Source organism: Halodesulfovibrio sp. MK-HDV (genome assembly GCF_009914765.1).
Lineage (GTDB): Bacteria > Desulfobacterota > Desulfovibrionia > Desulfovibrionales > Desulfovibrionaceae > Halodesulfovibrio.
Map to the genome: position 1 here is coordinate 14,545 of NZ_WYDS01000006.1, position 13,146 is coordinate 27,690.

The window sequence follows — 13,146 nt, forward strand, 5'->3', positions numbered from 1 at the left end:
GGCGCAGACGATTTTTTACATAAAAATTGTCTGCGCCGCTTGCATATTATACAACATTCGTTTGTAATGCCGCCGTTGTTGTTTGTTCCATAGCTCTTTCTACGCACACAATAGGAAGTGATAACATGTCTATTTTGACAAAAAACGCGGCACTTGCCGGTTTGTTAGAAACACATATTGATGAGTTAGTAAAAAAAGAGCGTTTGGAAGCTGATGTTATCAGACAGGCTATCGAAAAAGGTACCATGGTACTGCTCGGTAACCCTGAACACCCCGATGTAATTCCGACGCTGGTTGGTCAACCGGCGTCTGTTAAAGTTAACGCCAACATCGGTACCTCACCGTTGAAAAACGATGTACGCTGTGAAATGGTTAAGCTGCAAACTGCCATTAACGCAGGTGCTGATACCGTGATGGATTTATCCATCGGTGGTGATCTCGATAAAATCAGAAGGGAAATGGTTTCTTCAACCAAGCTTCCATTGGGCACCGTTCCAATGTACGCAGTTGCTCAGGTTTACCTTGATAGCGACCGCGATCCTGCTGATATTCAGCCGGATGAGCTTTTTGCAGAAATCGAAAAGCAAGCAAAGCAGGGCGTAGACTACATGACCGTTCATTGCGGTCTTACTATGCGCGGTGCTAAGTTTGCTACAGACGGTAGCCGTACCATGGGTATTGTTTCCCGTGGCGGTTCCATCCTCGCTCGTTGGATGTTGAAAAACGACAAGGAAAACCCGCTTCTCACCGGATACGATCGTATTCTTGAGATTGCACGCAAGTACAACGTTACTCTTTCCCTCGGCGATGGTCTTCGCCCTGGTGCTGGCACCGATGCCGGTGACGCAGCACAGTGGGAAGAAGTTATGGTACTCGGTCAGCTGGCTAAACGTGGCCTCGAAGCTGGCGTTCAGTGCATGATCGAAGGACCGGGACACGTTCCTTTGAGTGAAGTAGAAGCTCAGATTATCAGCATTAAAAAGCTTACCAACGGCGCACCTCTGTACGTACTCGGACCGCTCGTTATCGACAGCAGCCCGGGCTACGACCACATTGCAGGCGCAATCGGTGGAGCAATCGCTGTTAAAGCTGGCGTTGACTTCCTCTGCTACCTGACTCCGGCGGAACACCTTACACTGCCAAGCATCGAAGATGTTCACGCAGGCGTAATCGCGTCCCGTATTGCTGCGCAAGCCGCTGAAGCCTGCATGGGCAGACCAGCAGCTGTAGAACGCGAAATCGGCATCTCCCGTGCGCGTAAAGCTCTCGATTGGGAAGGCATGAAAACCCTCGCTCTCGATCCGGAAATGGTTGATAAGCGTAGAGAAGAACACAAAGACCATCGCGAATGCGCCATGTGTGGCAAATTCTGCGCTTACAAGATGATCGAAGAAGATCCTCAGTGTTCTAACTAATCTCGCACTCTAAAAGACCTGATACATTTTATGTATCAGGTCTTTTTTTGCGTCTTCTATTCTATTTTTTTTATGTTGTTGCCTCTGGCGGGTCTTCGACGAGCCATCGGCAACGCTTGCCAGCGGGGCTTTAAGAACCTTTCTAAGGAGAAAGGTTCTTAAAAATCTCCAAAGACTTTTATTATGCGAGGGCAGCACGTTTTTTGCCTACTCTCGCGGCTTAACTCTCACTACCTTTCCAAAAAGAAAAAGGCTGCCCCTATTATCTTGGGACAGCCTTTTTTATTAATTCAGTCAGTGGGATTAAGCCGCGTGAAATATCAAGTGACGGGCTTTTTTCGCATAATAAAAGTCTTTGGAAAGGGGTCTGGGGAAGAACCTTTCTACAGAAAGGTTTTCCCCAGCCGTCGGAGACAAAAAAAGCGTCGCAGACTCACCGGAGGCTCGTCGAAGACCCCCCAGAGGCAAACGTTAGGCAAAAATAAAATTGTTATTTGGCTGTTACCCCGTTCACAACGTTTTGAGGTGTACCGTTGATGAACGCTGCTATGTTGTCGGCAGCGATTTGCATAAGCGCCATGCGTGCTTCGATGGTTGCCCATGCGAGGTGTGGGGTAACGAAGGTGTTGGGCGTAGAAAGGAACGGATGATTCTTTGCGATTGGCTCTTCGCTTACAACGTCTACGGCTAGTCCGCCGAGGGTGCCTGCGTTGAGCGCGTTTGCCACTGCTGGCTCGTCAATAAGTGGCCCACGGGCTGTGTTGATGAGGATGGCATCGTTTTTCATGAGCTTGAGAGACTGCTCGTTAATTATGTGCTTTGTGTCTGGAGTAAGCGGGCAGTGCAGAGTTATTATGTCTGATTTTGTGAGCACTTCGTTCAGTTCTGCGTAGGCAAAATTGTCGTAATTTGGCAGCGGCTTGGGGCGCGGTGCGTAGGCAAGGATGTTCATACCGAAACCGTTGGCGATGCGCGCTACGTTGTTGCCGGTGTTGCCAAATCCAATAATACCGAGAGTTTTACCACCAATTTCGCGTTGAGGCGTGTTCCAGAAACAGAACTGACCGTTTTGTCCCCATTCTCCTTGCTTTACTTGCTGGGAATGTAAGCTTATTTGTCTGTAACATTCGAAGATAAGCGCAAAGACGTGTTCTGGTACTGCGTTGTTAGCATAGCCGGGGGTATTGGTTACCGGAATCCCGAGATCGGCAGCGGCTTTGATGTCTACGACATCGTAGCCTGTGGCTAGCACCCCAATATATTTAAGATTCGGCAGCTGCTGGAGCGTTTCTTTTGTGAGCGGTGTTTTGTTGGTAAGCAAAATTTCTGCATCTTTACTGCGCTGAATAATGTCTTCTTCTTGAGTTTTTTCGTAAAGGGTAACGGGATGGATGTTTTCTATAGGAGTCCACGGGTTATCGCCGGGATTAAGCGTTTGGCCATCAAGAATTACCGTCTTCATTGTTCGTTACTCCAGTATTGTTAGTATCCCTTGCTTTTGCAGAGATATTTGTATTTTAGGCAGTTTGTTAAGAAGTGTTTTTCTGCGTTCAATTTTGTTAATGCAACAGCAAAGTTAGCCGTTTTACTGTATGCAAGCCTTAGAGTTCGGTAAAGTGTATTTCTTTTACCATTCGTTCGGCACTTATTTGCTTTATGCCCTGTGTATAGTACAGTGTCACAGTCAAAAGCGTTAAAACATATTTTTTGTATGAGGTTAGTAGTGCGTGTAGCAATACGTATAGTTTTTTATTTCTTCCTTACGGTAGCCGTTTGTCTCGGTGGTCTTTTGGCGTATGCGGGATGGTATATCCAATCTTCCAATTTTCCAGAACTGATTGAACGTAACCTCACAGAGGCGACGGGGTATCAGTGGAATATTAATGGTGAGTTGGATCTTTCTATTGTCCCGTTGGCCATTGAAGCCTCGGACGTGAAGGTTGTTGATCCTGACACAGGCACAGCTATTGTGAGCGTAGGCGGCGTACAATCCAGCGTAGACATTCCAACACTCCTTGAGGGCAAGATCTTCATTGATCATTTGAGCTTGCAGGACTTGGAAGTTGTTCTTTCTGATGAACTGCTGACGAGAGATAAAGACGACATGGCCGATGTTGATGTGAAGTTCTCCATGGGTGATATCGCCGGTGGTTTTGACTTGCAGGGCATCGATATTCAACGTGGCCGTGTGGTATGGGAACGCAAAACTGACAACGGAAAAGATTTTGTTGCTGCAACAGATATGAACTTGCAGGTTAATTTTAGTACAAAAACATTATTCGATATATCGTGCGCCATTGAAAGCAATATTGTGCCTACACAGGGGCAGTTGCAGCTGGTTGGCGAGACTGACTTTACGTCCAAAACCCTTACTATCGAAAACGTTATCGGTACGCTGGACTGGACTGGCAGTGTAGAACTGGAAGGGCGTGTTGTTCCTACAGCTATTAACGTCGTGTATGATGTAAACTGGCCTTCGGGTGAAGTTAAACTTACTGATGTTAAGGCAGAAGTTGCCAAGGGCAGACTGGCCTTTAATGGTAAGCTTACAGATAGTACCAACGAGAACTGGAAGCTTGCCGGTGATGCTGTTGTGCAGGACTTGAGCTTGTCATATTGGTTTGGTTTTACTGAGAACTTGCCGACTAGCTTGAATCACGCACTTGATAGCATTGACGGTACACTTACTGTTGTGATGACAAAGGATCGCGTGTGGTCTGACAACTTGAAAGCTGATGTGCTGGGCATGAAGCTTACTGGTGTCGGCGGCGTTAAAGATTTTTCTGCCCCGGTGATCTATATTGATGCTAAGGGCAATGACATTGATGTAAACAAAATTTTTCCAGAAATAGGCCTGAACCCGCCGAAGGTGTTACCTAAGCCGACGGATGATTCTCCGCCAATTTTCCGCTACACGCCTGATGAGCCAGCAGATGCTAAACCGGCTGCAAAGAAAGTTGCTAAATCTGCATCAAAGACTGATCCGAAAGCAGTATCAAAGGCGTCGCCTAAAAAGGGTACTGAAAAAGCGGCTGCGGATAAGAAGTCAAAAGCCAAAGCTAAAACCAATGCCAAGGCTAAAGCTAAAGACGACCCGCTTGACGATTTTTCTGTGGGCTACGATATCCGCGTAGGTGCAAAACGCGCCACGGCGTATGGCTTTGTTGTGAACGATCTTGCGTTCCGTTGCTGGCCAGCGCCGAACAATGACACGCTCACTTCCTATAAGATTGGTAACGCATACGGCGGCAGTCTGGATTCCGTGCTGACTATTACCGATGATCTTCATTTGAAAGCCACATTCAAAAAAGTGAAAACAGCAGAAATTGCCCGTATCCTTACAGGCGATGCACTTATTGCAGGTGTTGCGGGCGGCACAATCGATGTGCGTGCAAAAGCACGTACCGTGTTTGGTCTGGTCGCAGGGCTTGGCGGCAAGATTAATGCTGTTTTTAGAGATGGGTATGTGAAGTCTCTGGGTAAACAGCGGGCTGACGGTAAAATCGCATCCAGCAAAAACTTTTTTAAAGAACTGAAAATTGATTTGTCCGGTAAAAGCCTGACAAAAGTGCCTGATAAAGCTGGTAATGACCTTCCATATTTTTGGGATCTGTCTGTGTTTTTCGACAGAAAAGATTCCGCTGTTTCGTACCTTACCAAAGTTAAAGGTCCGATCACTATGAGCGCAAAACGGGTGTTGCCTGTGCGCGGTGATAATGTCGATCTGGATATGACCTGGAACGGAACTATGGCTGTAAACGAAACACGGGTTCCGCTCACAGCACGTCTGGTAAGCAAGTGCACATACAATATGGAGACAGAAGATCTGTCTATCCGTGACGGTATGTTTACCTTTGACAACCAGAGCTTCAGAGTTGAGGGCAACGGTAAGCAGTTTATTACTGCGCCTGAAATTAAGGGTACTTTTGCGGGACAGGAATTTGATCTGCGACCGCTTTTAACTACGCTTGACCTGTTGCGCTGGCAGCCGCGTGATGCAGCTGCATTCAGACGTGCAAGTCTGCGTGGTGAATTTGATATACGTAAAGGACGCTACGCTCTCTATAATGTAGTAGGTTACGTGGATGATTCCGCATTGAAAGGTTCTGTGCTGGTTAACCTTAACGGTACAATTCCAACCATACGTGCAGACGCAGCTCTTGGTGATATTATGCTGACGCGCTATTTCCCACCGGAAGATGTGGATGTGCGTGCTGAAGTTTTCAATGAAAAACCGTGGGATCTGGATTGGTTGAACAAAATTGATATGAAGGGCAGTTTGAAAGTAAGTTCCCTGCGCTTTGATCCTATTGATGCACAAGATTTGGTAACGCCTATTAGCATAGGTGATGGCAAGGTGCAGATAGGGCCGTTGGAAGCAACCATGTATAATGGTACGTTCTCCGGTGAATTCGGGGGTGTTCTCAACGGCAAGCTGGATAGTAAAATTGTGGCTAATGCCAACAGCGTAGACTTGGCGCTGGCATCAAAGGGTGCTGCGGGCGAAGATTACCTTGGTGGAATGGGCACAGGCTATGTGGAAGCCCATGGGCAACTAGGTTCCAGCTACGACATACTTGCAAACCTTGATGGCATCTGGGGTATTTCAGTAAAAGACGGCTTCTTCGGATTCAGCAAAGATAAAAAAGGCAAGATCCAAAAAACAACATTCACCTCCGCGGTGAGTGATGGTGATATTAAACAGGGCGTTTTGAGTAGTAACAATACAGCTGTTGTTTCACCTTTTGTTGATATGCGCGGTGGCGGTAAAATCGACCTGCCGAAGAGGCATATTGATTACAAGGTAAACGTAACATACGCCCGTATCCCAACGGTTCCTGTAACCATTGTGGGCGACTGGAATGATCCTAAAGTTACGGTGGACGGCTTAAGCGTTGTTCCGCGTACTGTCGGTAAAATTGGCGGTGGTGTTTTCTCCATTCTTAAGGATGCCGTACTCATTCCATTTAGAGCCTTGGATTTACTCCCGTCCAGTAAATAAGTGCAACTTGTGCAGTGCAATTTGTTGCACAAACGACTTGTGCAAATGTGAAAAAAAATGCACCTTGGTCTTCAATCCTTGTGATTGGAGACCTTTTTTTATGCGCAGTATGTGTAACAACTTGCAGTAATGACTACGGTTGTGCAGAAAAGTTCACTTTGGCACGACTTTTTCATATATCGGCATAGAAAACGTCTACATATAAATAGATTACACTACGTCCCATCAATTTGATGAGATTAGGATATACATGGAAATTGCAGATTTAAGTAAAGAGCGAAGTACGATCATCATCGCAATTGTAACACTGATTACAATTGGGCTTTCGCTTATTGTTTCGACAGGACAAACCTTACGTCAGCAGGAAGAAGCGCGCTTGCAGCATCTCAAATTAACTGCACGCTCTGTACTTCAGTCTGTTGATATTTCTTTGCGCACCGGTATTCTTACTCAGAATGATAAGGTGGCGGGACTACCGAGTACCGCAAAATTTTTCCGCGAGCTACAGCGAAGCGGCGAAGTAATGTTTGTTGGTCTGCTTGATGAAAAGGGCGGCCAAATTCTTTCTTCCCTCGAGGGTGGCGCTTCTAATACCATTCTGTTCCCGCAGCAGGCTATTCCTACAATGGTGCAGACTGGCACATGGGACGGCATCGCCAAGTTCGGTGACCGTCGTGTATACGTGTATGCCAAGCATAGTCAGGGGCTGGAGACACAGTCGCTGGAACCGGATGCACCGAAGAGAAACACCTTCCTTGTTGTTGGTCTGGACATGACCAAGCACTTTGCCATCTACAAAGGGTTCAAACAGAACGCACTGTTTCAGGCTGCATATATTCTCATAGCCGCAATTTTTACATGGGCGCTTGCTATGGCGTTACTCAAACGACGAGAGCTTGCAGGCAAAGCCTTACAGCTTGAACGTTTTCAGGCGCGTTTGCTTGATAACCTGCCGGATGGGCTTCTTATTGTAAGTCCGGATAATGTGATCCGAGCCGCAAACCCCGCCGCGCATGATGTCTTTCAAGCAAAGGGCAGTGGGCTTGCCGGACTCTCGGTATCAGATCTTCCTGAAGATCTAGCAAATTGCCTTAAAAATTTACCGCTGGATTCCAACGCAAACTGGGAACAGGTAACGGTTCAGGGTTCGCATCTGGAAATTCTTTCCGTGCCGCTTAAAGAGCACAAAGAAGCCGGTTCCCGACTCGTTTTGATTCGTGACAGAACGCGTTTCCGTGAGCTGGAAAAAAGTTTGCAGGATGCTGAAAAGATGGCTGCCCTCGGCACAATTGCCGCAGGTATGGCGCACGAAATCAGAAACCCGCTCAGCGCATTACGTGGTTTTGCACAATATTTCGCCAAAAAATTTAAAGGCAAAGAACCGGACGAAACATACGCTCAAACTATGATTACCGAAGCCGACAGGCTGAACCGCGTAATTACAGACTTGCTGTATCTTTCCCGTCCGCGTGCTGTTCAAAAAGAAAAAGTAGATCTTCTGGAGCTTTCAGAGGGCATCAGCAACTTGCTGCGTCTTGATCTGGAAGGAAAAGATGTTCAGTTGGAAGTCAGCCTCGAGTCATCATACGTGCAGGCAGATGCTGATTTATTGAAGCAGACAGTTATTAACCTGATGCTCAACAGCCTTGATGCGATGGAAGCAGCCGGAACCGAGAAAAAGCAGATTCATATTGCGTCTGCTCACGGTGAAGATGGTGTTTGGATTTTTGTTCGGGATAACGGCCCCGGCATGGACAAGCAGCAGATAGATCAAGCATTCGAACCATTTTATACTACAAAATCAAAAGGCACTGGCCTCGGGCTTGCCTTAATCAACAAAACCATGATGGAACACGAAGGAAAGGCATTGATTGAATCCAGTGCCGGACGCGGATGCACCATCGCACTCTTTTTCCCCGACGTGGAAGATGAGGAAAATTATGTCTTATAATAAACAGCTGTTAGTTATAGATGATGAACCGGCACTGCGCATGATGGTGCGTGCGGTTGTAGAAGATGCAGGCTGGAGTGTTGCCGAGGCAAGTTCTGGTGAAGCCGGTATCGACCATCTTGCATCGCACAATGTGAACGTAGTTCTCCTTGATATGCGGATGACAGGCATAGACGGCAGTGAAACGCTTGCCATTATTCAGGAAAAATATCCAAACTTACCTGTAATTATGCTTACAGCGTTCGGTACAGTCGGCTCAGCCGTTGAAGCAATGAAACGCGGTGCCTTTGATTATCTAAGCAAGCCCGCAGACAACGATGAGCTTATAGCCGTGCTTGAAAAAGCGTACACCCACGGCAGGCTGCTGGCGGAAAACGATAATCTGCGCAAAAAATTTATTGGCAACGATCCGTCCGAAAAAATCATCGGTGGATGTGCAGCCATGCAGGATATGCTTGAGCTTATCCGCCAAGTCGGGCCAACCGAGGCAACCGTACTTGTCATGGGTGAATCCGGTACCGGTAAAGAGCTTATTGCAGAAGCACTGCATGAGCGCAGCAACCGTGCCGCTTTTCCGATGGTTAAAATTAACTGCGCAGCCTTACCGGGTAACTTGCTCGAAAGTGAGCTGTTCGGTTACGTCCGCGGTGCCTTTACCGGTGCAGTTAAAGACAAGCCCGGTCGGTTCCAGCTCGCAAAGGGTGGAACAATCTTTCTTGATGAGATCGGTGAAATGCCGATTGAGCTGCAAGCCAAACTTCTCCGTGCCCTGCAAGAGCGCGTGGTAGAGCCGCTTGGGGCAGTCAAACCAGTTGAGATTGACGTGCGAATTATCGCGGCAACAAACCGTAACCTCCGAGAAGCCGTTGCAAAAGGCGAGTTCCGCGAAGACCTCTATTTCCGACTCAACGTATTGGAGCTTATTTCTCCGCCGCTTCGTGATCGTCTTGATGACTTGCCGTTGCTCGTCAGCCGTCTACTCGACAAGCTCGGGCGCAAAAACCGTAAAAGTGTACGTGGTGTCAGTCCTGATTTTATGCAGAAGCTTACCACCCACGCATGGCCCGGTAACGTCCGTGAGCTTGAGAATGTGCTCGAACGAGCGCTCATTCTTTCGCGTTCAGAGCTTCTCAACGTTGAGTCTTTGCCGCCAGTGTTTATCGATCCGCCAAAGGTTGCACCGACTATGCAGACACAGTTTGTACAGCAGGATGGTATGGCTTCAGGGCAGCAGAATTATGGTCAGCCGAATCTCAATGCGCCATCCGGTGCAGAGTTTTCCGGTCAAGGAGCGGCACAAAACGGGTTCGGGCAGCCAGAGTTTACCCCTACAGATTTCCATCGTACCGACTTCAGCAGTCAAGGTGGCTACAATAATCAAGCAGCTTATAACGGGCAGCAGGGGTACAACGGGCAAGCAGAGCAAATGCCGCCTCAAAATGGCAACGGTTCACGGACTATTTCTAGACCCAAGACACTTGATGATGCAGAGCGGCAAGCGCTCATAGAGGCGCTCAACGCTAACGGTGGGCACCGTGAACGCACTGCAGATGCGCTTGGCATTAGCAGGCGTACGCTCCAGTACAAGTTACGCAAATATGGTTTGACCAAGAGAAGTTAGGTTGGCTTTAGGGGCTTGCCTCTAGTGCGCTTGCCAGCTGGCCTTTTGCCTCCGGCGGCTGGGCTGAAACTTTTTAGGAAAAGTTTCCCCCAGACCCCCATCAAAAACTTTTTATTTGCGATGGCAGCTTGTTTCTTGAGTTGGGCTGCGGCTTATGCGCCACTACCTTGTGTGTTGAGACATATTTGATGGTGTTATTTATGGGTACTGTGCTGTTTAGCCTTGCTGCATTTAGTTACTGAGGTTTTGTTTGTAACTGATTGGTATTTTTATTTATCGTTTCTTCACATCAACATGTTATCAAAGAGAAATACCTTGTTTGGTCCAAATCCCAATGACAAAGAGCCTATGAAAGGATTTCCGCAAGTCGGATATCTTAAAAATTTCATCACATCTGAAAATATTATCGTTGGTGACTACACCTATTATGATGATCCAGATGGTGTAGAGAACTTTGAAAAGAATGTTCTCTATCACTTTCCCTTCATCGGGGACAAATTAATCATCGGTAAATTTTGCGCAATTGCCCGCGCGACAACATTTATCATGAATGGGGCAAACCATAAGGTCTCTGGATTCTCGACATATCCTTTTCAGATTTTTGGTAACGGCTGGGAAAAAGTAATGCCCGAAAGCGGTGATCTGCCATTTAAGGGAGACACTGTCATAGGCAATGATGTGTGGATAGGATACGACGCAACCATCATGCCCGGTGTTACCATCGGAAACGGTGCTATTATTGCCAGCAAGGCTGTTGTAACAAAAGATGTTCCGCCATACGCAGTTGTGGGCGGGAATCCAGCAACAGTGCTTAAATATCGTTTTGATGAAACCACCATTAGTGAGCTTACCAAAATTGCATGGTGGGATTGGTCAAAAGAAAAAATCACCCGAAATCTTGAAGCTGTTGTAGGAAATAACATAGAAGCACTACGTAGCGCTCAATAAATTTCTGGAATAGACTGTAAATAGAAAAGACCTGTGTTCACGACATCAGGTCTTTTTTTGTGTCATATGAGGGACTAGGTAAAATAAAAGAAGAGACCTGACGTGTAATGCGTCAGGTCTCTTTTAAATCTTATCGTGGTGTTTAGTTAAGTGCATCAACAGGCGGTGGTGCTGGTTACGGATGAGCGGAGGGCTAGTTCTGTGTAGATTGCGCCTGGATGCGTGTTTCAAACTATTGCCAGTGGCCGTTTTTATATTGGCGGATTTTAGTAACGCGGTTCTTTTCAGCAACACGGAATTGCTGCTGCATAACCTCTTGCTTTGAGCGTCCCATCGCTTCGTACGTTACTTTTACATATTTGATGGTGCCAACATAAGCTCCTGAGTTTTTAACCTCATGGACGGCTACTTTAATACTGTCTTTCTTTAACTCGCAATAGGAACGAGTCCATGTACCGTCTGGGCGTTTTTCAGTTTTCACTTTTCCGCCGCAATCAGGCATCTGTCTGCACATCAAGTCAAGATGTTCTGTTGCATGTAGGCGCAGAGAATTTTGTAGTTCCTGTTGAGTAATAGCACTAGAAGGTGTGGTGAGCAGGCAAGTCGCGCAAGCCATAATGAACAGAACCAAAACCTTTTTCATGAGAATCTCCTGAAGATTGGATGACAATACCAGAGGTCGCTGCTGCGAAAATACCTGCAGGGGCTAACTGCTAAGGGTGTTGCCATGGTCAGTTGTAATTTCTCTTGTTAGGATAATGTGGTGCAGTGCCATTGATTGTGAGCAGAAAGTATGGCTGAATAAGAATAGGAGTGCGAGATTTCAAGAAGAGGGCAAGATGAGAAGTATGAGCTTAGTATGTGTCGTATGTTCGTTTTAGTAAGGCACAATGCGAATTTTAACAATCAGAAATGCCCGACAGGGGCTTCCTGCCGGGCACTTGTTGTATGGACTATTGAAGCACGATGTTTACTCGACGGTTAAGTCGACGACCATCAGCTGTTTCGTTTGTGAACTCAGGTTCGAATTCACCTTTGCCAACTACTTCGATTGAGTCGCCCGGTACGCCTTTTTTCATAAGGTAGTTACGGACAGACATTGCACGACGAAGTGACAGTCCCATGTTGTATTTGGCTGTACCGATGGAATCGGTGTGACCAATAACAGTTGTGCAATTTCCGCTAGCTAAGATCATAGCTGCTGCTTCATCTAAGATGCAACGAACTTCAGGGCGGAGTGCAGATGAATCAAACTTGAAGAGTACGTTATCAATTACGATAACTTCGTCAGCAACTTCGATTGGTGTGTAGAATACGTCAACCATAAACTCGTTGAATGCAATCGGATCATTAAGCAAAGTTTTTCCGTCTGCCATTACTGAACAAGAATTAAGGTTAAACATTTCCATCAAGGTTTCGCTGCCTTCTGCTGTGTCTGCAAAAGAGATGAAGTGTACACAAGTCTGTGGGTTAGCATTGTAGAAGCCCATAAGGGAATCTACTGGGTCTGGACCCATATTGCTTACGCCATCAGTAACAAGGATCACTGCATTACTACATGCCATTTTGGTTGCCATTGGTGTAAGCAGATCAAATGCTTCACCAATTTTGGTCCAACGTGCACGGATTTCTTTGTCTGTAGTGATGGAGTTAACAGCTCTTGCCATTACACCAACATCATGCGGTCCGTAGCCAACGATAGGTTGGAAAGGTGTGAAGGTCTGAGCTGCTGCCATGTAAGGTAGCGGCGGCATCGCTTCGTTGATCATCAGAACAATGTTCTTTGCAAGGACGATCTTTTTCTTTCCTGTTTGCGCTTCGTGCATCATCATGGAGCCAGAGTCATCAATAAGGAAGTTGAAACTGGCAACTTTAGGTTGAAGGATGTACTCTTGCGCCTGGACTACGGATGTAGCAAACAACACAAGAGAAAGCGCGATAAGCAATGTTCTCTTAATCGTCATACTGGTCCCCTCCGGCTAGTATTGTTTTTCTGGTTTAGGTCAAATTATGCGTGGTCAAGATGTAATATATGGCAACCAGAGGAGTGCGACAAGGATGTTTATGAAACTATGTGCTTATTTTCAAAAGAATAATTAGAGTAATGAAATTAAAGCCTTACGAAAAACGATGATTCCGTGCAGATTTTTTCCTGTAGGCACAGTATAAGGCTACAAATATTACTAGGTTGGAGGATGTTAGATTTACG

The 13,146-nt window shown here is 46.6% G+C and carries 8 protein-coding genes; 5 read left to right on the forward strand and 3 right to left on the reverse strand.

Annotated elements, in window-relative coordinates; genetic code table 11:
* Positions 1–125: 125 nt before the first annotated feature.
* Entirely contained in the window at positions 126–1,415 is a 1,290-nt protein-coding gene (thiC, locus tag MKHDV_RS05955; protein WP_160713276.1) for a phosphomethylpyrimidine synthase ThiC, read from the forward strand.
* Between the two features lie 490 nt (positions 1,416–1,905).
* Here the strand turns inward: thiC and MKHDV_RS05960 are convergent, their stop codons facing one another.
* Positions 1,906–2,877 (reverse strand): D-2-hydroxyacid dehydrogenase, encoded by a 972-nt coding sequence (locus MKHDV_RS05960; protein ID WP_160713278.1) that lies wholly within the window; start codon positions 2,875–2,877, stop codon positions 1,906–1,908.
* Positions 2,878–3,138: 261 nt separating this feature from the next.
* Between MKHDV_RS05960 and MKHDV_RS05965 the strand changes: the two genes are divergently transcribed.
* The 4 genes from MKHDV_RS05965 to MKHDV_RS05980 all read left to right on the forward strand — a co-directional run bounded on the left by MKHDV_RS05965 (position 3,139) and on the right by MKHDV_RS05980 (position 10,937).
* Positions 3,139–6,417 carry an AsmA-like C-terminal region-containing protein gene (locus tag MKHDV_RS05965; RefSeq protein WP_160713280.1) on the forward strand — a complete coding sequence of 1,093 codons (3,279 nt, stop codon included), beginning with the start codon at positions 3,139–3,141 and terminating at the stop codon, positions 6,415–6,417.
* 250 nt (positions 6,418–6,667) lie between these two features.
* Positions 6,668–8,368: a nitrogen regulation protein NR(II) gene (locus MKHDV_RS05970; RefSeq protein WP_160713282.1), complete on the forward strand. Its 1,701-nt coding sequence runs from the start codon at positions 6,668–6,670 to the stop codon at positions 8,366–8,368.
* Entirely contained in the window at positions 8,358–9,989 is a 1,632-nt protein-coding gene (locus MKHDV_RS05975; RefSeq protein WP_160713284.1) for a sigma-54 dependent transcriptional regulator, read from the forward strand. The genes MKHDV_RS05970 and MKHDV_RS05975 overlap by 11 nt, the downstream gene beginning before the upstream one ends.
* A 294-nt stretch (positions 9,990–10,283) precedes the next feature.
* Positions 10,284–10,937, forward strand: coding sequence for a Vat family streptogramin A O-acetyltransferase (locus MKHDV_RS05980; RefSeq protein ID WP_160713286.1), 654 nt, complete (start codon positions 10,284–10,286; stop codon positions 10,935–10,937).
* Positions 10,938–11,169: 232 nt separating this feature from the next.
* Here MKHDV_RS05980 and MKHDV_RS05985 read toward each other — a convergent pair whose 3' ends face one another.
* Both MKHDV_RS05985 and MKHDV_RS05990 read right to left on the reverse strand, forming a co-directional pair.
* A complete protein-coding gene (locus MKHDV_RS05985; RefSeq protein ID WP_160713288.1) occupies positions 11,170–11,580 on the reverse strand; it encodes a hypothetical protein in 411 nt (136 codons plus the stop codon).
* Positions 11,581–11,890: 310 nt separating this feature from the next.
* Entirely contained in the window at positions 11,891–12,901 is a 1,011-nt protein-coding gene (locus tag MKHDV_RS05990) for an OmpA family protein (protein ID WP_160713290.1), read from the reverse strand.
* Positions 12,902–13,146: the final 245 nt, after the last annotated feature.

What these genes read in the sequence shown, in the direction of transcription:
- MKHDV_RS05960 (WP_160713278.1), bottom strand. Translation starts at nt 2,877, where the DNA reads ATGAAGACGGTAATTCTTGATGGCCAAACGCTTAATCCCGGCGATAAC.
- thiC (WP_160713276.1), top strand. Translation starts at nt 126, where the DNA reads ATGTCTATTTTGACAAAAAACGCGGCACTTGCCGGTTTGTTAGAAACA.
- MKHDV_RS05970 (WP_160713282.1), top strand. Translation starts at nt 6,668, where the DNA reads ATGGAAATTGCAGATTTAAGTAAAGAGCGAAGTACGATCATCATCGCA.
- MKHDV_RS05990 (WP_160713290.1), bottom strand. Translation starts at nt 12,901, where the DNA reads ATGACGATTAAGAGAACATTGCTTATCGCGCTTTCTCTTGTGTTGTTT.
- MKHDV_RS05985 (WP_160713288.1), bottom strand. Translation starts at nt 11,580, where the DNA reads ATGAAAAAGGTTTTGGTTCTGTTCATTATGGCTTGCGCGACTTGCCTG.
- MKHDV_RS05975 (WP_160713284.1), top strand. Translation starts at nt 8,358, where the DNA reads ATGTCTTATAATAAACAGCTGTTAGTTATAGATGATGAACCGGCACTG.
- MKHDV_RS05980 (WP_160713286.1), top strand. Translation starts at nt 10,284, where the DNA reads ATGTTATCAAAGAGAAATACCTTGTTTGGTCCAAATCCCAATGACAAA.